The sequence below is a fragment of the Stenotrophomonas sp. 59 genome (genome assembly GCF_030291095.1).
Taxonomy (GTDB): domain Bacteria; phylum Pseudomonadota; class Gammaproteobacteria; order Xanthomonadales; family Xanthomonadaceae; genus Stenotrophomonas; species Stenotrophomonas maltophilia_Q.
The window spans coordinates 425,630-443,783 of sequence record NZ_CP127408.1; the positions used below are offsets into that span (position 1 = coordinate 425,630).

The window sequence follows — 18,154 nt, forward strand, 5'->3', positions numbered from 1 at the left end:
GCCTACCCGATGAACCTTCCCCTGCACTTCGGCCTGCTCGGCACCTTGGAAGCCGGCGCCATCGCCCTGCTGGTCGGCCTGCTGGTGTACTTCCTGTGGTCGCGGTTGTGCCGGCTGCTGCACTGGTCGATGGGGCATGCCATCGGCTGGGCCTGCGTCATCTCGGTGGTGGCTTCGGCCGGCATCGATGCATGGAAGCTGTTCTACATGGGCATCGTGCGGCTGGAGTCACCGCTGTACGCGCGCATCTTCCTGTCCACCATCCATGATCCGAACGAACTCGGCAGCCGCGTGGTGCTGGAAATCGCCGGCGCACTCGCCGGTGTTGCGCTGGGATGGGTGATGTTCAGTTCGCGGTCATCGGCCCAGACCGCGAATTGACGCAGGTTTTTCGTTCGCTGCCGGTTAAATCCTGGCGCGCTGAATGCGCAGCTTATGAGCCACTCACTTCGCGCTAACCACCGTGCTAAAGCATGTGCGGTGGCGAGTGGTTAATCGCGTGTGTTGATGCCGGTCGCGGCGCAAAATCGATTCAGAAAGGCGGTGGCAGGGTAGGTGCCGTGCGGAGACAACACGCCGCGCAACACCACCCAATCGGTAGGAGACACCCCTGATGACTATTCGCAACCGCAAGCCCCTGATCGCCCTGATCGTCGCCGCCGGCAGCGTGCTGGCCATTCCGGCGATGGCGCAGTCGGCCAAGCAGCAGGCGGCGCATGCGCAGAACGAGGCCGCGCAGGCCCAGCAGGCGGCTGCACAGGCCGGCCAGGCCGCTGACCAGGCGACCAATGCGGCCGCAGCGGCATCGGCGCAGGCCAATGGCGGTGGCCAGACCTGGGCCAGCATCGATACCGATGGCAACGGCACCATCAGCAAGTCCGAGGCACAGGTGAACGCGGGCCTGGCCCAGGTGTTCGACCAGGCCGATACCAACAAGGACGGCGAGCTCAGTGCCGACGAGTACAAGGCCTATGTGGCCGCCCAGCAGGCCGGCGCCGGCGGCGCAGCGCAGGGTGCGCAGGGCAGGTAAGACCTGCATCGGGGCGTATGGGAACCCGGGCGGCTTCGGCCGCCCGGGTTTTTTTCGTCACCATGGCCCCTGTATCCTTGCGCGATGAACACCTCCACGCCTGCGCCGTCGCGCGCCATCGGCCTGGTCGGTTTTGACGGTGACGATACGCTGTGGAAGAGCGAGGACTACTACCGCAAGGCCGAGCAGGATTACCTTGACCTGCTGTCGCGCTACGTCGACGTGCATGACACCCAGACCGCGCGCCACCTGCTGGAAGTACAGCAGCGCCATCTGGGCACCTTCGGCTACGGCGTGAAGAGCATGACGCTGTCGATGATCGAAGCGGCCATCGACATCACCGGCCAGCGCATCGATGCGAAGGACATCCAGCGCATCCTGGACATCGGCCACGACACCCTGCGCCACCCGGTCGAACTGATCGACGGTGTGCGCGAAGCGGTGGCGGCCATCGCCGAGCACTACCCGGTGGTGCTGATCACCAAGGGCGACCTGTTCCACCAGGAAGCGAAGATCAAGGTCGCCAACCTCGCCGAGCTGTTCCCGCGCATCGAGATCGTCTCGGAGAAGGATCCGGAAACCTATGCCCGTGTGCTGGCCGAATTCGATCTGCCGATGCAGCGCTTCGTGATGGTCGGCAACTCGCTGCGTTCGGACATCGAGCCGGTGGTCACCCTCGGTGGCTGGGGCGTGCATACCCCGTATGCAGTGACCTGGGCACACGAGACCCAGCATGGTGTGGCCGACGACGAACCGCGCATGGTGACCGCCGACACCGCCCACGATTGGCCGGCTGCACTGGCGGCGATCGAGGCCAAGGCCGCCGCGGTGGCCTGACAGGGCCCGGCGGCTGCGGCAGAATCGGCGCATGAACGTCCGACTGCGCGCGCTGTTGTTGTCCCTGCTGCTGGTGCCGGCCACTGTGCTGGCCCAGCAGACCGCCGAGCGTTCGGCAGCCTACGAGGTGGAGACCGGTGACAGCTGGGTCGATGCCCAGCTGCAGGACATCAACCACTACGCCGAGCGCTACCCCGACGCCTTCCTCGACGAAGTGTCGCGCTATGCCGACGTGCCGCGCGGCTACATCAGCGCGCTGTTCTCCACCCATGGCTGGCAGGCCGGGGACATCTATTTCGCCTGCTTCTGGGCCAAGGCCAGCGGCCAGACCTGCCGCGACAGCGTGCGCGCCTTCAGCCAGGACCCGGAGGGCGGCTGGGAAGCCGTGGTGAAGCGGATGCCGGCCAAGCCGGACAACCTGCATTACCGTGCCGTACGCCACGCCATCGTGGCCAGCTACGGGCACTGGGACCGGCCGATCACCCTGGATGCCACCCTCAAGCGCCAGTTGAAGCGGTAGCGCCGGGCCATGCCCGGCGAGCGCGTAGCGCGGCCTTGGGATCCGCCGGGCATGGCCCGGCGCTACCGATGTTTCATGTTGCTCTGCATATCGCCGCCGCCACGCACTCCGGCGACAATACGGGTCCGAGCTGTTCCCCGTTCCCGTAATCGAGTGACTGATGAGCGCCTCTTTCGTTTCGCCTGATGTGATCCGCCGCCTGTTCGCGCAGGCCATGTCCCGCATGTACCGCACCGAAGTGCCGCTGTACGGCACGCTGGTGGAGCTGGTGGAGCGGATCAACGCGCAGGTGCTTGCCCAGGACCCGGCGCTGGCCGCGCAGCTGCAGCGCAACGACGAGCGTGCACGCCTGGATGAAGAGCGCCATGGCGCGATCCGCGTCGGCACCGTGCAGGAGCTGGCCACGCTGCGCCGCCTGTTCGCGGTGATGGGCATGTACCCGGTCGGCTACTACGACCTGTCGGTGGCTGGCGTGCCGGTGCACTCCACCGCGTTCCGCCCGCTCACTGGCGCCGCGCTGGCGCAGAATCCGTTCCGCGTGTTCACTTCGCTGCTGCGCCTGGAGCTGATCGAAGACGAGGCGCTGCGTGCTGAATCGGCGAAGATCCTTGCGCGCCGCCGCATCTTCACCGACGGCGCGCTGGCACTGATCGACCAGGCCGAGCGGGGCGGCGGGCTGTCGCAGGCCGATGCCGAACGCTTCGTCGATGAAGCGCTGGAAACCTTCCGCTGGCACGGCGATGCCACCGTCGACCTGCCGACCTACCACGCGCTGCACAACGCACATCGCCTGGTGGCCGACGTGGTCAGCTTCCGTGGCCCGCACATCAACCACCTGACCCCACGCACGCTGGACATCGATGCCGCGCAGGCGGCGATGATCGAACACGGCATGGCGGCCAAGGCGGTGATCGAAGGCCCGCCGCGCCGCGCCTGCCCGATCCTGCTTCGCCAGACCAGCTTCAAGGCGCTGGAAGAGGCCGTGCATTTCCCGGACAGCGAGGGTGGCGATGCCGGCACCCATACCGCGCGTTTCGGCGAGATCGAGCAACGTGGCCTTGCACTGACCCCGAAGGGCCGCGCGCTGTACGACCAGCTGCTGTCGCAGGCACGCGATGCAGGTGGTGAAGGCAGCACCGGCGGCGACTACGGGCAGCGCCTGCAGGCGGTGTTCACCAGCTTCCCGGATGACCATGACACGCTGCGCCAGGAGGGCCTGGGCTACTACCGCTACCAGCTGACCAACGCCGGCCGTGCCGCGCCCGAGCGCGTGGCTGATCTGCCGGCCGAAGTGCTGGTGGCCACTGGCCTGGCCACGGCCGACCCGATCGTCTACGAGGATTTCCTGCCGGTCAGCGCCGCAGGCATCTTCCAGTCGAACCTGGGCGGCGAAGAACAGCGCGCCTATGCCGCGCATGCCAATCGCGAGGCCTTCGAGCAGGCGCTGGGCGTGGCGGTGAACGACGAGTTCGAGATCTACGAGCGGTTGCAGGCCGAATCGCTGGCGGCGCTGCGCGCCTGATCGGCACCGCTTTGGTGTGAGTGGTGGGTGCGGACCAAGGTCCGCACCCACCGGAAGCTGGTAGCGCCGGGCCATGCCCGGCGAACTGAGAATAATCAGCCCTTCATCGTGCCGGTATCCAGCCAACGCTGGTGCCACGACAGCGCTTCCGGCAGCAGGTGCGGGGTGTGCTTGCCGTAGCTTTCGCGGCTGGCACGGTCGAAGTAATCCTGCAGCTGCGGGCGGAAATCCGGGTGCGCGCAGTTGTCGATCAGAACCTGCGCGCGCTTGCGCGGGGTCAGGCCACGCAGATCGGCCAGGCCCTGTTCGGTCACGATCACCGACACGTCGTGCTCGGTGTGGTCCACATGGCTGGCCATCGGCACGATCGCCGAGATGGTGCCGTTCTTGGCCGTGGACGGGCTCAGGAACGCCGACAGGAAACCGTTGCGGGCAAAGTCACCCGAACCGCCGATGCCGTTCATGATCCGCGTACCCATCACGTGCGTCGAATTGACGTTGCCGTAGATGTCCACTTCGATCATGCCGTTCATGCCGATGCAGCCGAGGCGACGCACCAGTTCCGGGTGGTTGGAGATTTCCTGCGTGCGCATGATGATGCGTTCGCGGTAGAAATCGATGTTTTCCTTGAACGTCTCGTTGGCCTGCGGGCTCAGTGCAAAACCCGTGCACGAGGCATAGCTCAGCACGCCGTCGCGCAGCAGGTCGAGCATGCCGTCCTGGATCACCTCGGTGAACGCGGCCAGATCGCGGAAACCGCTCTTGGCCAGGCCGGCCAGCACGGCGTTGGGAATGTTGCCCACGCCAGACTGCAGCGGCAGCAGGTTCGGCGGCAGGCGCCCCTTCTTCACCTCGTGCTGCAGGAACTCGATCAGGTGCGAAGCGATCTGCTCGCTGGTCGCATCGATCGGGCTGAACGGGCTGTTGCGGTCCGGGCCGTTGGTGCGCACCACCGCCACGATCTTGTCCGGGTCGCAGCGCAGCGCGGTGTCACCGATGCGGTCGTTGGCGTTCACCAGCGGAATCGGCTTGCGGTGCGGCGGCAGCGCGGTGCCGTAGTAGATGTCATGCATGCCGTCGACGCCGGCCGGCTGCCACTCGTTGACCTCGACGATCACCTTCTTGGCCAGGTCCAGCCAGGTCTTGTTGTTGCCGACCGAGGTGGAAGGCACCAGCGAGCCATCTTCGCGGATGGCCGAGACCTCGATCACGGCGGTATCGATCTCGCCGTAGAAGCCGAACCACACGTGCTGTGCAACGTGGCTGAGGTGGATGTCGATGTAGTCCAGCTTGCCCTCGTTGATGCGGTTGCGCGCATCCGGGTCGCTCTGGAACGGCATGCGCATGGCGATGCCATCGGCCTTGGCCAGCGCTCCATCAAGTTCCGGCGCGGTGGAGGCACCGGTCATCAGCTTGATCTGGAAGGGGTTGCCCTGGGCATGCACCGCTTCGATGCGGCGGGCCAGTTCGACGGGAACGGCCTTGGGATACCCGGAGCCGGTAAAGCCGCTCATGGCCACGGTTTCACCGGGCTGGATCAGCGCGGCTGCGGCCTCGGCGGAGACCACGCGGTCACGGAGACGCGCGTTGGCGATGCGATCAACAGACATGACGACACGTGTTGCTGGGGGGAATCCCGATTATCGGCCATCCTCATCCGTACGGGGGGTTCTACCTTCGTGGAATGGCTTTTCCCCGGAGGGCTCACCCATACCCGCCGGTTTTGTTTTGCAGTGCAGCGTGCAAAGTGCTTTCGCAGCCCGCACGATGGCCCTGCATCCCGACGTGGGGGAGGGAGCAGAGCCCGCTGGCAGTTCGCTGCAAGCGGGCTTTTTTATTGCCTGCCGCCCAAAATGAATGCGCGGCACCCCTTCGGGGTCGGATCCTTTTGCCAAGGGCAAAAGGCTCTGACCCCACCAGCCGCATCAACCGGCGGCATCTCGGGGGCAGAGCCCTTCGCCGTTGGCAAAGGGATCCGACCCCGCGAGAATCAGGGCATGACCCTCGCCCCCGCCGAACTGTCCGCCGCCCTCCAGCCCGTTGTCGACCGCGCCCTGTCGCGATTGGCCCAGGTGCTGCCTGAGCCTGCCCCGGCCGAGCTGCAGCCGCTGCTGACCCGGCTGGCAGTGGCCAGTGACTTCGCCCTGGATACCCTGGTGCGGCAACCGGCCCTGCTGGCGCAGCTGGCCGCCTCCGGTTGCCCGCCGATCCCGGCGCCGGCGCTCGACCCGCTGCAGCCCAGCGACTGGCCGGCGCAGCTGCGGCGCTGGCGTGCGGCGATGTCCACGCGGCTGATCTGGCGCGACCTGGCCGGGCTGGACGACGTGGCGCAGACCCTGGCCGGCGCCACCACCCTGGCCGAGGACTGCCTGCGGCTGGCATTGGAGGCCCTGCAGCAGGAGTTCGCCCAGCGCCACGGCGTGGTTCGCGATGGCGAAGGCGTCCCGCAGCAGCTGGTGGTGTTTGGCCTCGGCAAGCTGGGCGGTGGCGAGCTCAACTTCAGTTCCGATATCGACCTGGTCTACGCCTACCCGCACGGCGGCGAATCCGACGGGCCGCGTGCGCTGGCCGCCGAAGAGTATTTCGCCCGTCTCGGCCAGCGCCTGGCCAAGCTGCTGGACGAAACCACCGTCGATGGCTTCAGCCACCGCGTCGACCTGCGCCTGCGCCCGTTCGGCAGCGCTGGCCGCGTCGCACTGTCATTCGCGGCAATGGACCAGTACTTCCAGCGCGAGGGCCGCGATTGGGAACGCTATGCATGGTTGAAGGCGCGCGCGGTGGCCGGCGATATCGAGGCCGGTGAAGCGTGGCTGCAGACCCTGCGCCCGTTCGTGTACCGCCGCTACCTGGATTTCACCGCACTGGACGGCCTGCGCGAGATGAAGGCGGCGATCACCGCCGAAGTCGCGCGCCGTGAACTGCATGAGGACATCAAGCGCGGCGCCGGTGGCATCCGCGAGATCGAGTTCCTGTGCCAGGCGCTGCAGCTGATCCGCGGCGGCCGTGAGCCGGCGCTGCGTGAGCGCCGCCTGCTGGTGGCGCTGGATGCACTGGTGGCCGCCGGACAGATCGCGCCCGAAGATGGCAGCGCGCTGCGCGAGGCCTACCTGTTCCTGCGACGGCTGGAAAACCGCCTGCAGATGCTGCGCGATGCACAGACCCACGTGCTGCCCAGCGATGCACTGGACCGCGAGCGCATCGCCGTCGGCCTCGGCTATCCGGACTGGGACGTGCTGCGCGCGGCACTGGCCGTGCAGCAGCAGCGGGTCAGTACCGAATTCGCCGCGCTGCTGGCGCCGCGCAAAGGCCAGGCCGCGCCCGACGCACTGGCCAACTACTGGCGCAGCCTGCCCGACGGCAGCAATGCACCGCTGCTGGCCGAAGCCGGTTTCCTCGATGCCAACGGCGCCGACCAGTCGCTGCGCGATTTCGCCCAGGGCACCGGTGTGAAGTCGTTGTCGGACGCCGCGCATGCGCGTCTCGATCGCGTGCTGCCGGCGCTGCTGCATGCGGCCACGCGTTCGCCGCAACCGGACGCAGCGCTCAAGCGCGTGCTCGGCCTGCTGCAGGCGGTGCTGCGCCGGACCAGCTATCTCGCACTGCTGGATGAGCAACCGAGTGCGCTGGCGCGGCTGGTGGATGTGCTGGCGCGCAGTGCGCTGCTGGCCGAACGCTTGGCCGCGTATCCATTGCTGTTGGACGAACTGCTGGACGTGCGCGTGTCCGGGCCGATGCCGGATGCTGCCGGCATGCTGGCCGAGTGCCAGCAGGTGCTGGCGGTGGAGGATCCCGAATCCGCACTGCGCTGGCTCAACGAGACGCGGCTGGCGCTGAGCTTCCGCATGGCGATGGCCACGCTGGACGGGCGCCAGGGCGCGGTGGACAGCACCCGGCAACTGGCCGAGCTGGCGCAGGCGGTGGTGATCACCGTGCTGGCGATGGCCGAAGCGGACATGCGCGCCGCACACGGCGAGATTCCCGGTGGCCGCTTCGCGATCATCGGCTACGGCAGCCTGGGTGGCCTGGAGCTGGGTTTCGGTTCCGACCTGGACCTGGTGTTCCTGCACGACAACCCGGCCGGGGTGGATGCCAGCGATGGTGCGCGGCCGCTGGAGCCGGGCCGCTGGTATGCGCGCCTGGCACAGAAGGTGATGGCACTGCTTGGCGCGGTCACCGCCGCCGGCCGCCTGTACGACATCGACGTGCGCCTGCGCCCGGACGGTGGCAAGGGTTCGCTGGTGTCTTCGTTGGCCAGCTACACCGAATACCAGCGCGAACGCGCATGGACCTGGGAACACCAGGCGTTGGTGCGCGCACGCGGCGTGGCCGGCGATGCCAGCCTGCTGGCCGACTTCGAACAGGTGCGTGCGCAGACGCTGGGTCGTGAGCGCGATCCGGCGACGCTGTATGCCGATGTGCTGAAGATGCGCGGCCGCATGCGCACCGAACTGGACCGCAGCGACGCCGCGCGGCTGGACCTGAAGCAGGGTGCCGGCGGCGTAGTGGACCTGGAGTTCCTGCTGCAGACCGGCGTGCTGGCGCGCAGTGCGCAGCATGCGGCGCTGTTGGAACCGCGCGATACACCGTCGTTGATCGATGCGCTGGCGGTTGCCGGCTTCCTGCCCGATGCCACCGCGCAGGGGCTGCATGGCGCGCATGCCACGCTGCTGGACGTGGGCCTGGCCTGCACGCTGGATCGGCGGCCGCGATTGGCACCGACCACGCCTGCGATTGAAGAGGCGTGTGCAGTGATTACGGCAGCGTGCATCGCCGCGGAGCTGCCGTTCGCCTGACCGGCTGCGATGGTTGGGCAATGGCCTGCTTCTGGTGGGTGCCAACCTTGGTTGGCACAGGCCATCAGGATTCATGACCCCGGCAACAGCGTGCCAACCAAGGTTGGCACCCACCAACGCAATGACCCGCTGTTGGCACCTACCGGATCAATGGTCCCGCCGATAACCCGCTTCTGGTGGGTGCCAACCTTGGTTGGCACAACCCATCAGCGTTCATGACCCCGGCGACAGCGTGCCAACCAAGGTCGGCACCTACCAGAACACGTGCGGTCAGCTGGTCGCGCGCAGCGGCGCCATCTTCCACAGCAGCGCGCGGAACGGCGCCAGCAGGCACACGCCGATGGCCAGCTTCACGGCCAGGTCGCCCGCCGCCCAGCTCACCCACGGCAGTGCCGAACCGGCAAACGCGATCGACCAGAAAATGGTGGTATCCACGGTCGCGCTGCAGGTGGTGGCCACCATAGGTGCGCGCCACCAACTGCCACGACGCAGGCGGTCGAACACGGTGATATCCAGCAGCTGCGCCACGATGAAGGCCGAGCACGAGGCAATGGCGATACGCGGCGTGGCCACCCACACCGACAACACCACCGCCACGAGGAAGCCGATCCACGCCACGCGGCGCGCCGGGCCCGGGCCGAAGCGGCGGTTGATCAGGTTGCTGACCAGGAACGCCACCGGATAGCTGAAGGCACCCCAGGTCAGCCAATCGTTGATCGGGTACTGCACCAGTACGTTGGACAGCAGCACCACCGCGCCCATCGCCAGTACCGCCAGCACGAGGGCGCGCGGGGTCAGCGGGGCAAAAAGAGGGGCAGGACGCACGGACATGGCGAGCCAGGGGGACAAAGGGGATCGCCCATTATCCGCCCGGCCCGCGCCAAATCCAAAAACGCTCGTTCAGCTTTACAGCGCTTCGCTCATCACATCGCCCGCCGCGTAGGCGGTGGGCACGTAGGCCAGTGCCTGGCCCTGCGCGCTCTTCACGGTCCAGCCGGCACCGGCTTCGGTGGGGTCGAAATGCACCTGCTGGCCGACCACGAAGGCTGCCGTCTGGTCCTCATGCACGCGCGCCGGCCAGCGCAGCGTGGCGGTCTGGTCGGCCTTGTCGGGCACCTGCAGCTGTACCTGGCGTTCGCCCGCCGGCGTGGTCTCCACCTTCTTCACTTCCATCGGCGGCAGCGGCACCGCCTTGGTGCGCTGGGCTCTCTCACGGCGTTCGCTGGCCTTGAACGGCGCCTTCGACAGTTCGGACAGGCCGGCCGATGCGGCAAGGGGCACCGAGACCACGATCACCGAAGTGATCAGCACGCTGGCCTCGCTGCTGTTCAACTGCGGTGCGGCGCCAGCATGGACGGTGGGCACCAGCAGTGCGGAGAGCAGCAGGGCGGAAGCAGGAACGCGCAGGCAGCGGAACATGGAGACCTCCTGGTCAGAGTGGAGACGGCGGCTCAGCGCCGGGTATCGAAAATGTCGCGCGGGCCGGTGGCCTCGGGCAGGTATTCCAGCGGGCGACCCTGGTTGTCCTTCAGCTGCCAGCCCTGGTCGTTGCCGGTCGGCTCGAAGTTCACGGTCTGTCCCACGGTGAACTGCACGGCGGGATCGCCGATGCCGCGCGGGTACTGCATCGACGCGGTGTTCTGTGGATCGTTGGCATCACGCAGCAGCACTTCACGGCGGCCGTCCACGGTGGTGGCGATGGCGCTTACCTGCATCTGCGGCAGCTTGATCTGCTGCTGGCGCACCAGCGGGCGGCCTGCGTCGGCCGCATCCTGGGCCTCCTTGGCGGCGGCTGCGCGGGCCGAGGCCACCATCTGCGAGGACATCTCCAGGCTTGGGCCCTGCGGGCCCGGGTCGTGGATGATCACGATGCGGCGTTCGGCATGGGCGGTGTTCGCGCCGAGCAGGCCGGCAACGATCACCATCGACATCAGGGAAACAAGCAGCGGACGCATGTCGTTCTCCTCGCGGGATTCAGGGCGTGGCGGCAGCAGCACCGGCCACCGGCACATGGGGGATCACCAGTTCCTGCTGCAGCTGGCTGCGCTGGTGCAGGAAGTCGAACACCGATTCCACCGTCACCACCGAATAGTTACCGGAAATGCGTTCGCCGGCCGGATGGTCGGTGGTGGTGGCGTTGGCCACGAACAGGCGCGCTCCCACGCGCTTGCCCAGGCCGATGTGCAGCACGCTGGGCTGGTATTTCTGCTGGCGCAGCCACTGCTGGGCCTGCTCGCGCTTGACGATGGCCGGCGCGCCTTCGGCCTGCGCCATCGCTGCGGCCAGCACTTCCAGTACCCACTGGTTGGAGTTCTGGTATTCGGTGGCGAACGGGTAGGCGACCACGTTGTACCTGGTCTCGTGCAGCGCCTTGGGCTGGATCGAGGGCGACACCAGCATCGCCTTCAATGCAGCACGCAACGGCGCCGAAGGCACACCGATGCGCAGGTCGGTATGGCCGCCGCTCTCGCCGACGAAGTTGCCGAGGCCTTCGTGGTACAGCTGCGAGCTGTCGGTCTTGCAGCGGTTGAGCAGGTGCATCGCACGCCAGCGGCCATCGTCCTCGCGCAGCAGGAAGGCCAGGTGGCTGTGTCGCAGGCCATATCGGCTCAGGTCCTGGCCACCGCGCGCGGCGACCACCACGTCCACATCGGGCAGCGCATCCAGGCGCTCGGCGGTGGTCCAGGCCACGTCCAGCATCGCCGCCTGCGAGGCGACGCTGGGGTAGCGTTCGCGGCATTCGGTGCTGTTGGCCCATGCGGGGGCTGTCGCCAGCAGGCTGGCGATCAGCAGGGCGGCGCGGGGCAGGCGGGAGAAACGATCCATGTCGATACCTTCAACGGCGGGCAGGCCCGCGCGCCGATCATACGCCGCTCAGCGCAGCGGGCGGTCCACGCCCTTGCGCTTGAGCTCGCGGTCGCAGGCCTCGCTGATCGGCGCGATCGGCAGCGGCGGGCGTTCGCCAGTCTTAGGATCGCGCAGCGCTGGCTGTTCGCGGTACGCGTCCAGCTGCTGCTGGCACTGGTAGGAAATCGGGTCCAGCTCGGTGGGCGCGGTGGAGCAGGCAGCGAGCAGGGCCAGCGGCAGCAGGAGCAGGGTGCGCATGAAGACGTTCAGCATGATGGGGGAAGCTGGACTCTAACCGTGCAGCCGGATCGAAATGTTCAGAAATCGCTGGACACCCGGGTAACGGAGGGCCGGACCACGTCAGGGGGCTCGGGCCAGGGCGCGTGGCTTGGGCCGCGTCGCGGGCTTGGGCCGCGGCGCGGTAGAGTCGACTGTTAGTCGACTATCGCGCGCAGCGCGGGGTTTTCGGCGGTATCGCCAACAGCAGTCGACTAACAGTCGACTCTACCGGGTCGGCTCCTTTCCCGGGTCATTGCGCACGCCCCAGCCGCGCTTTCACTTCCGCCGCCACCCGCGCGGTCTCGCGCAGCGGCTCGATGCGGTCGTACTGCCAGTCCAGCCAGTGTTCCTGCAGCCGTCCACGTTCGCGCAGCTGCTGCTGGAAGCGCGCCAGGCGGCCCTGCGCGGTATCGGCCAGCGCCACCATCACCGGCATGCGCGTGGCACAGGCTTCGGAGAGCAGGTTCACCGAATCGGGCGACACCACCACGCGGTTGGCCCAGCCGAGCAACCCGCCATAAGGGTTCACACCGTCGCCGCCGTCGCCCCAGATCACATGCGGCAGCCCGACGAAGGTGGCGCGCAGGATCTCGGCCAGCGCCGGTGGCGTGCGGCGCGAGGTGGTGGCCAGCAGGCTGCCGCCTTCGCTGCGGATCTGATCGGCCAGCGCGCGGAAGACACCGACCATCGCCGTTTCATCCCACGGCGCCAGCGGGGTTGGCCCGCCCACCAGCAGCGCGGTGCGCGGGCCGGGCAGGGTGCTGAAGCCGGCGAAGGCCGCGCGGCCCCAGGCCAGCCAGTCATCGTCCACCGGGTTGAGGCTGCCGAGCAGGGTCAGCACATTGCTGCCGCGCAGGGCGTCGTGTTCGGGCACCACCACCACATCCCAGTGGCGTGCGCCGATGCGCGGGTCGAGGATCTGCACCACCTGGCTGCCACGGGCACGCAGCACGCGCAGCGCACCGGCAGCCTGGCGACCACAGCCGATCGCCAGGGCCGGGGCCTCGGCGGCCAGTGTCGCGAAGGCCTCGCCGTAGCCGTTCACATCGCCCGGCAGGCGCCGTGGTGAGACCCAGCGCCAAGGGGCGCGGGGCTGCAGGACCAGCGGCCGATGGGTGCCCTGGCGCAGCGCCGAGGCCAGCGCGACCGCCTGGCGGACATTGCCCGCGCGGCCGTCAGTGACCGTCCAGGGCGCACTCGATCGTTTCACCATTGGCATTAATTCGTTTCAGCCCTGCTGGGTGTTGCAACAGTCGCGACACTCTACACTGCGGCTCGTCGTTTCGCCCCGCGCCGCCCGCGGGCACTGACTTCCCTTCGCCGCCCTGGAGATCCACCGATGTCCCACGCGCTCGACGCTGCTGCCCTCGACCAGCTGTTCCGTACTGCCCGTACCCAGAATGCCTTCCTCGACAAGCCCGTTCCGGCCAGCCTGCTGCAGGAACTGTACGACCTGGTGAAGTGGGGCCCGACCGCCGCCAACACCACGCCGGCCCGCTTCGTCTTCGTCACTTCGAAGGAAGCCAAGGAAAAGCTGGCCCCGGCCCTGTCCGAAGGCAACCTGGCCAAGACCATGGCCGCCCCGGTCACCGCCATCATCGGCTTCGACCTGGACTTCCACGAGAAGCTGCCCTACCTGTTCCCGCACACCGATGCCAAGGCCTGGTTCGACGGCCCGCAGGAAGGCCGCCACGAAGCCGCCATCCGCAACGGCAGCCTGCAGGGCGCGTACCTGATCCTGGCCGCACGCGCGCTGGGCCTGGATGCCGGCCCGATGTCGGGCTTCGATCCGGCCAAGGTGGACGAAGCGTTCTTCGCCGGTACCTCCATCAAGTCGAATTTCCTGGTCAACCTGGGTTACGGTGACTCGGCGGGCCTGTTCCCGCGTCTGCCGCGCCTGTCGTTCGACGAAGCGGCGCGCATCGCGTAAGTCGTTGTATCGGTTTCGGGCCCGTCGTCCCGCGGCGGGCTCTTGCTGCACCGTGTACCCACCCTACGATCCGGAGAGTTCCTGAGATGAGCGCCACCCGTAAACTGCTGCTGCCGCTGGCCCTGACCCTGGCCATCGCCGCCTGCTCCAAGCCGGCCGACACCGCTGCCCCGGCCGCCGATGCCGCCGCCCCGGCCACCACCGAGCAGGCCGCCACCCCGGCTGCCGATGCCGCTGCTGCCGCCCCGGCCGCCGAAGCGATCAAGATCGCCTCGGGCACCTACAAGCTGGACCCGACCCACACCGACGTGCTGGCCCAGTGGAGCCACTTCGGCTTCTCCAACCCCAGCGCGCACTTCGGCAACGTTGAAGGCACCCTGGTGTACAACGCCGAAGACGTGACCAAGTCCACCGTGGAAGTGAAGCTGCCGCTGAGCGGCCTGAACAGCTTCACCGCCAAGTTCGACGAGCACCTGAAGAGCGCCGACTTCTTCGACGCCGCCAAGTTCGCCGATGCCACCTTCAAGAGCACCAAGGTGGAAGCGGCCGGCACCAACAAGCTGACCGTCACCGGCGACCTGACCATCAAGGGCATCACCAAGCCGGTCACCCTGGACGTCACCGTCAACGGCGGCGGCGAGCACCCGATGGCCAAGGTTCCGGCCGCCGGCTTCGATGCCACCACCACCTTGAAGCGCAGCGATTTCGGCGTCGGCGCGTATGCCCCGAACGTCAGCGATGAAGTGAAGATCCGCATCACCACCGAAGCCACCGGCGAAAAGCCGGCCGCTTGATGCACCCCGCTCACTCGTCGTGAGAAGGCAGAAGGCCCGCTGAAAAGCGGGCCTTCTTTTTGGGGAATGCGATCCGCGTCGATGGCGCGTGGGAACTCCGCACTGCGCGGAAACCCTGCACTGCGCGGAAACCCTGCGCTGCGCGGAAAACCTGCGCTGCGGGGAAAACCTGCGCTGCGCGGAAAACCTGCACTGCGGGGAAAACCTGCACTGCGGGGAAAACCTGCACTGCGCGGAAACCCTGCGCTGTGCGGGAAACCTGTGCTGCGCGGGAAAACCTGCGCTGCGCGGAAAACCTGCACTGCGGGGAAAACCTGCACTGCGGGGAAAACCTGCACTGCGGGGAAAACCTGCACTGCGGGGAAAACCTGCGCTGCGGGGAAAACCTGCACTGCGGGGAAAACCTGCGCTGCGGGGAAAACCTGCCTTGGTAGAGTCGACTGTTAGTCGACTGCTCTTCGCGGAATGCCAAAACCCCGCGCTGCGCGCGAGTCGACTAACAGTCGACTCTACCGCTGGTCGGTTCCATCACACGCTGGTCGGTTCCATCGCACGCTGGTCGGTTCCATCACGCGCTGGTCGGTTCCATCACATCGTGGGCAGCGCCCTCAGCGCAACGCGCCCATCCACACCACACACGCTTCGCTCGGGCTCTGCTTGGCCTTCACCGCCAGCCCGCTCACGCGCACGAAGGTCTGCGCCGCCTGCGCCACCACCTGGCGGGCGATCAGCGCCGCCTGCTTGGTTGCAGCCTGCTGCTTGCGCAGCTGCACGATGTGCACCGACGGGCGGCCCACTGGCGCGTACTTCTGGTCGCGGCGCAGCACGTCGGCCACCTGCGCCACTTCGAACTCGGCCTGCAGGAAGCGGTGCTGCGCCTCCACCAGCTCACGCAGCGGCGTGCGCAGGGCGGCGGTGTCGGCAAAGGCGGCCAGCGCCGCATCGCAGGCGGCGTCATCGGCGAAGCGGGTACGCAGCGCGTCCACGCTGGCCAGGGTCAGTTTGGCCATGTGGGCCTCGTTGCTGCAGGAAAGGAGCGCGATTGTCGCATTGCTTGGCATGCTCCGGGCCGGGACGCTTCCGCTTTGGTAGAGTCGACTGTCAGTCGACTGCTCTTGGCGCGATACCGGAAACCCCCGCGCTGCGCGCGTTAGTCGACTAACAGTCGACTCTACCTGGCTGGCCTTTCAGGCGCAGCCGCACCCACGGAAGGAAGACCCATGCAGGACGCGCAGTACTGGTTGAACGAATTCTGGTCGGGCCTGAGCGTGCTCGATCTGGTGGGCGGCAGCCTGCTTGGCACGCTGCTCGGCCTGGTGCTGGGCATCATCGGCTGGCGCGGGCTGCACCGCCGCGGCTGGCTGCAGCGGCGCAAGCGCTGGCATCACTGGCTGCTGGCCAGCTACGTGGTGCTGTTGCCGCTGGCCACCGCCTTCTTCGGCCTGCAGCTGGGCTTCACCGCCGGTGCGCACCGCGCGCTGTTCAAGCAGCTCGATCACTTCCAGCCGCACCTGCAGACCCTGGTGGAAGGCTGGAGCGAAGGCTTCGCCGACTCGCTGGACGACCCGCGCATGCGCGAGGCCCTGCACAGCCAGGGCACGGTGGGCGATGTGGCCGACGCCATTGCCTCGGCCTATCTGAGCGAACACCCGCTGCCGGGCCTCGACCGTCTTGGCGATGGCCCGCTGGTGCGTGGTGCGGGATGGGTGATCGGCAAGGTACGCGAAGGCCTGCTGCGCGGCATGGTGGAAGACACGCTGGTGGACAGGGCCGGCACCCTCGGCCTGGAGCCGAAGATGGTGCGTGAGGCACTGACCATGCACGTGGAAGAGCTGCTGCATACCCGCGGCGTGCTGCGGCTGGTGAAGGCGCAGATCAACGGCATGATGCCCGGCGTGTATTTCGGGCTGCTGCTGCCGTTGTTGATCATCGCGCTGCTGGTAGCGCTGGAGATCTGGGCCGCGCAGCGGTTCGGGTGGACGCGGCAGGTGGCACCCAGCGTGGTAGTGCCGGCCGCTGGCCGGCAACTGCAGGTTACTGCCGAGGGTCCATGAGGTTGCCGGCCAGCGGCCGGCACTACCTGTCGGAGGGCCTGGTGCATGGGGTCAGATCCCTTTTCCTGTGGAAAAGGGATCTGACCCCGAGCCGGTCAATCGCCGTCGGTTTCGTCCGGGTGGGCCTTCCAGTAGCCGGTGGAACGAATCCAGTCGCGCGGCACGCCCAGGTGGCCTTCGATGAACTTGCGCATCATGCGGGCGCGGCGCGATTCGGTGGCGATCCAGTAGAAGACATCACCTTCCGGCGCTTCGAAGTCGGTCAGCATGTCTTCCAGCAGGGTGCTGGTCGCCGCCGGGAAGCCGTTGCGCTCCAGCCAGTGGATGCGCACGTTCTCATACTGCGGCAGGTCCTGGCGCTCGGCTTCATCGCTCACTTCGATGAAGGCCTGCACCTCGGCATCCTCCGGCAGCACGTCCAGCCAGCGGGCGATGGCCGGCAGCGCGGTCTCATCGCCAATCAGCACATACGCGTCGTAGCTGTCGGCCACCACGAAGGAACCGCGCGGGCCGCCGATCACCAGCGTGTCGCCCGCCTGGGCCTGCTTGGCCCATGGCCCGGCAATGCCGTGGTCGTGCAGCACGAAGTCCATGGCCAGCTCGCCGGTTTCGTGGTCCCACCAGCGCGGGGTGTAGTCGCGGGCGGGCGAGGGCTCCTTGCCAGCGGGGTAGCTGCGGCCTTCGGCGGTGACCACCGGCAGCACCATTTCGCCGCTGCTGTTGGGGAAGAACAGCTTGACGTGGTCGTCGGCACCCGGCGAATCGAAACCGGCCAGTTCGGCGCCACCCAGCACGATGCGGCGCATCAGCGGGGTGACCTCTTCGGTGCGCAGCACGGTCAGTTCACGGAAGCGCACATCCAGGCGCAGGCGCGAGTTGTTGTGTTCGGTCATGGGAATACCTGTAAAGGTGTCGCGCAGTGGTGCGCGGCATGGGGGAGGACCTGGCTGGAGTCAGTCTGGCTGGGTCGTTGAAAAGGGTTGGCTCTCGCCACCGGTAGTGCCGTTGAGCAGGGCCGACGCGCGGGTCAGCAGCGCCGCCACTTCTTCCGCCTCACCCTCGGCCCAGCGGCCGTGGTGGTGCACCAGTGCCCGCTTGAACTCGTGCAGGGCGCCGGCCAGCGGCGCCGGCAGCGAGGCCTTGGTGATCTCGCGGGCGCGGTCGAAGGCACGCCGTTGCGCCAGGCGCACCTGGGTGCGCTGCACCTTCAGCTCGAACTCGCCGGCGGCGGTGATGCGGAAGATCCGCTTCCCGTCCACTTCCTCGGCCTCGATCCAGCCGGCCTGCTCGAAGCTGGCCAGCAACGGGTACATGGTGCCGGCGCTGGGCGTGTAGGCCTGCATGAACTGGTTGCTGATCAGCTGCATCAGCTCGTAGCCATGGCGCGGCTGCTCGCCGATCAGGGCCAGCACCAGCAGGCGCAGGTCGCCACGGCTGAGCACCCGCGGCTGGCCGTTGCGGCGAGGCACGGCCGAGTCGGTGGAACGGGCTCTGGGAGAAGGGGTACGGCTCATTTCGATATATCGGTAAACGAGTGTGCAAACGATA

At 67.6% G+C, this 18,154-nt stretch carries 19 protein-coding genes; 9 read left to right on the forward strand and 10 right to left on the reverse strand.

The genetic code is table 11. The features are described from left to right. Positions 1-9 precede the first annotated feature (9 nt). The 5 genes from QP552_RS01870 to QP552_RS01890 all read left to right on the forward strand — a co-directional run bounded on the left by QP552_RS01870 (position 10) and on the right by QP552_RS01890 (position 3,909). Positions 10-381 (forward strand): hypothetical protein, encoded by a 372-nt coding sequence (locus QP552_RS01870; RefSeq protein WP_049432879.1) that lies wholly within the window; start codon positions 10-12, stop codon positions 379-381. A gap of 232 nt (positions 382-613) precedes the next feature. Further along, positions 614-1,030: an EF-hand domain-containing protein gene (locus tag QP552_RS01875; protein WP_106549734.1), complete on the forward strand. Its 417-nt coding sequence runs from the start codon at positions 614-616 to the stop codon at positions 1,028-1,030. Positions 1,031-1,114: 84 nt separating this feature from the next. Continuing rightward, positions 1,115-1,867, forward strand: a complete 753-nt coding sequence (locus QP552_RS01880) for an HAD family hydrolase (protein ID WP_106549735.1) — start codon at positions 1,115-1,117, stop codon at positions 1,865-1,867. A 31-nt stretch (positions 1,868-1,898) separates the two neighbouring features. Then, positions 1,899-2,387, forward strand: coding sequence for a hypothetical protein (locus QP552_RS01885; protein WP_286074804.1), 489 nt, complete (start codon positions 1,899-1,901; stop codon positions 2,385-2,387). A 160-nt stretch (positions 2,388-2,547) separates the two neighbouring features. Beyond that, positions 2,548-3,909: a VOC family protein gene (locus QP552_RS01890; protein ID WP_286074805.1), complete on the forward strand. Its 1,362-nt coding sequence runs from the start codon at positions 2,548-2,550 to the stop codon at positions 3,907-3,909. A 95-nt stretch (positions 3,910-4,004) separates the two neighbouring features. On the opposite strand, the gene QP552_RS01895 is transcribed toward QP552_RS01890, so the two are convergent. Continuing rightward, entirely contained in the window at positions 4,005-5,519 is a 1,515-nt protein-coding gene (locus QP552_RS01895) for an acetyl-CoA hydrolase/transferase family protein (RefSeq protein WP_019662193.1), read from the reverse strand. A gap of 387 nt (positions 5,520-5,906) precedes the next feature. Between QP552_RS01895 and glnE the strand changes: the two genes are divergently transcribed. After that, positions 5,907-8,702, forward strand: a complete 2,796-nt coding sequence (gene glnE, locus QP552_RS01900) for a bifunctional [glutamate--ammonia ligase]-adenylyl-L-tyrosine phosphorylase/[glutamate--ammonia-ligase] adenylyltransferase (protein ID WP_286074806.1) — start codon at positions 5,907-5,909, stop codon at positions 8,700-8,702. Between the two features lie 270 nt (positions 8,703-8,972). Here the strand turns inward: glnE and QP552_RS01905 are convergent, their stop codons facing one another. The 6 genes from QP552_RS01905 to QP552_RS01930 all read right to left on the reverse strand — a co-directional run bounded on the left by QP552_RS01905 (position 8,973) and on the right by QP552_RS01930 (position 13,041). Next, positions 8,973-9,533, reverse strand: a complete 561-nt coding sequence (locus QP552_RS01905; RefSeq protein WP_005407830.1) for a queuosine precursor transporter — start codon at positions 9,531-9,533, stop codon at positions 8,973-8,975. A gap of 75 nt (positions 9,534-9,608) precedes the next feature. Beyond that, positions 9,609-10,121 (reverse strand): hypothetical protein, encoded by a 513-nt coding sequence (locus tag QP552_RS01910; RefSeq protein WP_164147363.1) that lies wholly within the window; start codon positions 10,119-10,121, stop codon positions 9,609-9,611. Positions 10,122-10,153: 32 nt separating this feature from the next. Beyond that, a complete protein-coding gene (locus tag QP552_RS01915; RefSeq protein ID WP_111113194.1) occupies positions 10,154-10,657 on the reverse strand; it encodes a hypothetical protein in 504 nt (167 codons plus the stop codon). Between the two features lie 19 nt (positions 10,658-10,676). Beyond that, positions 10,677-11,528 (reverse strand): DUF2145 domain-containing protein, encoded by an 852-nt coding sequence (locus tag QP552_RS01920; protein ID WP_286074807.1) that lies wholly within the window; start codon positions 11,526-11,528, stop codon positions 10,677-10,679. A 48-nt stretch (positions 11,529-11,576) separates the two neighbouring features. After that, positions 11,577-11,807: a hypothetical protein gene (locus QP552_RS01925; protein ID WP_164138501.1), complete on the reverse strand. Its 231-nt coding sequence runs from the start codon at positions 11,805-11,807 to the stop codon at positions 11,577-11,579. Between the two features lie 271 nt (positions 11,808-12,078). After that, on the reverse strand, positions 12,079-13,041 hold the full coding sequence (locus tag QP552_RS01930; protein ID WP_286074808.1) for a mitochondrial fission ELM1 family protein: 963 nt from the start codon (positions 13,039-13,041) through the stop codon (positions 12,079-12,081). Between the two features lie 126 nt (positions 13,042-13,167). Between QP552_RS01930 and QP552_RS01935 the strand changes: the two genes are divergently transcribed. Together QP552_RS01935 and QP552_RS01940 are read left to right on the forward strand one after the other, a co-directional pair. After that, positions 13,168-13,758, forward strand: a complete 591-nt coding sequence (locus QP552_RS01935) for a malonic semialdehyde reductase (RefSeq protein WP_106549742.1) — start codon at positions 13,168-13,170, stop codon at positions 13,756-13,758. Positions 13,759-13,844: 86 nt separating this feature from the next. Beyond that, positions 13,845-14,552 (forward strand): YceI family protein, encoded by a 708-nt coding sequence (locus QP552_RS01940; RefSeq protein ID WP_005407837.1) that lies wholly within the window; start codon positions 13,845-13,847, stop codon positions 14,550-14,552. Positions 14,553-15,160: 608 nt separating this feature from the next. Here the strand turns inward: QP552_RS01940 and QP552_RS01945 are convergent. Continuing rightward, on the reverse strand, positions 15,161-15,562 hold the full coding sequence (locus tag QP552_RS01945; protein ID WP_286074809.1) for a hypothetical protein: 402 nt from the start codon (positions 15,560-15,562) through the stop codon (positions 15,161-15,163). Between the two features lie 210 nt (positions 15,563-15,772). On the opposite strand from QP552_RS01945, the gene QP552_RS01950 reads away from it, so the two are divergent. Continuing rightward, a complete protein-coding gene (locus QP552_RS01950) occupies positions 15,773-16,606 on the forward strand; it encodes a hypothetical protein (RefSeq protein ID WP_286074810.1) in 834 nt (277 codons plus the stop codon). A 95-nt stretch (positions 16,607-16,701) separates the two neighbouring features. Here QP552_RS01950 and QP552_RS01955 read toward each other — a convergent pair whose 3' ends face one another. Both QP552_RS01955 and QP552_RS01960 read right to left on the reverse strand, forming a co-directional pair. Beyond that, on the reverse strand, positions 16,702-17,499 hold the full coding sequence (locus QP552_RS01955; protein ID WP_106550525.1) for a siderophore-interacting protein: 798 nt from the start codon (positions 17,497-17,499) through the stop codon (positions 16,702-16,704). A 60-nt stretch (positions 17,500-17,559) separates the two neighbouring features. After that, positions 17,560-18,120: a PadR family transcriptional regulator gene (locus tag QP552_RS01960; RefSeq protein ID WP_060380960.1), complete on the reverse strand. Its 561-nt coding sequence runs from the start codon at positions 18,118-18,120 to the stop codon at positions 17,560-17,562. Positions 18,121-18,154: the final 34 nt, after the last annotated feature.

Bases quoted from the DNA above. Each gene is read 5' to 3' on its own strand.
- QP552_RS01875 (WP_106549734.1), top strand. From the start codon at position 614: ATGACTATTCGCAACCGCAAGCCCCTGATCGCCCTGATCGTCGCCGCC.
- QP552_RS01905 (WP_005407830.1), bottom strand. From the start codon at position 9,533: ATGTCCGTGCGTCCTGCCCCTCTTTTTGCCCCGCTGACCCCGCGCGCC.
- glnE (WP_286074806.1), top strand. From the start codon at position 5,907: ATGACCCTCGCCCCCGCCGAACTGTCCGCCGCCCTCCAGCCCGTTGTC.
- QP552_RS01885 (WP_286074804.1), top strand. From the start codon at position 1,899: ATGAACGTCCGACTGCGCGCGCTGTTGTTGTCCCTGCTGCTGGTGCCG.
- QP552_RS01940 (WP_005407837.1), top strand. From the start codon at position 13,845: ATGAGCGCCACCCGTAAACTGCTGCTGCCGCTGGCCCTGACCCTGGCC.
- QP552_RS01880 (WP_106549735.1), top strand. From the start codon at position 1,115: ATGAACACCTCCACGCCTGCGCCGTCGCGCGCCATCGGCCTGGTCGGT.
- QP552_RS01955 (WP_106550525.1), bottom strand. From the start codon at position 17,499: ATGACCGAACACAACAACTCGCGCCTGCGCCTGGATGTGCGCTTCCGT.
- QP552_RS01930 (WP_286074808.1), bottom strand. From the start codon at position 13,041: ATGGTGAAACGATCGAGTGCGCCCTGGACGGTCACTGACGGCCGCGCG.
- QP552_RS01870 (WP_049432879.1), top strand. From the start codon at position 10: ATGAACCTTCCCCTGCACTTCGGCCTGCTCGGCACCTTGGAAGCCGGC.
- QP552_RS01915 (WP_111113194.1), bottom strand. From the start codon at position 10,657: ATGCGTCCGCTGCTTGTTTCCCTGATGTCGATGGTGATCGTTGCCGGC.
- QP552_RS01895 (WP_019662193.1), bottom strand. From the start codon at position 5,519: ATGTCTGTTGATCGCATCGCCAACGCGCGTCTCCGTGACCGCGTGGTC.
- QP552_RS01920 (WP_286074807.1), bottom strand. From the start codon at position 11,528: ATGGATCGTTTCTCCCGCCTGCCCCGCGCCGCCCTGCTGATCGCCAGC.
- QP552_RS01960 (WP_060380960.1), bottom strand. From the start codon at position 18,120: ATGAGCCGTACCCCTTCTCCCAGAGCCCGTTCCACCGACTCGGCCGTG.
- QP552_RS01935 (WP_106549742.1), top strand. From the start codon at position 13,168: ATGTCCCACGCGCTCGACGCTGCTGCCCTCGACCAGCTGTTCCGTACT.
- QP552_RS01890 (WP_286074805.1), top strand. From the start codon at position 2,548: ATGAGCGCCTCTTTCGTTTCGCCTGATGTGATCCGCCGCCTGTTCGCG.
- QP552_RS01910 (WP_164147363.1), bottom strand. From the start codon at position 10,121: ATGTTCCGCTGCCTGCGCGTTCCTGCTTCCGCCCTGCTGCTCTCCGCA.
- QP552_RS01950 (WP_286074810.1), top strand. From the start codon at position 15,773: ATGCAGGACGCGCAGTACTGGTTGAACGAATTCTGGTCGGGCCTGAGC.
- QP552_RS01945 (WP_286074809.1), bottom strand. From the start codon at position 15,562: ATGGCCAAACTGACCCTGGCCAGCGTGGACGCGCTGCGTACCCGCTTC.
- QP552_RS01925 (WP_164138501.1), bottom strand. From the start codon at position 11,807: ATGCGCACCCTGCTCCTGCTGCCGCTGGCCCTGCTCGCTGCCTGCTCC.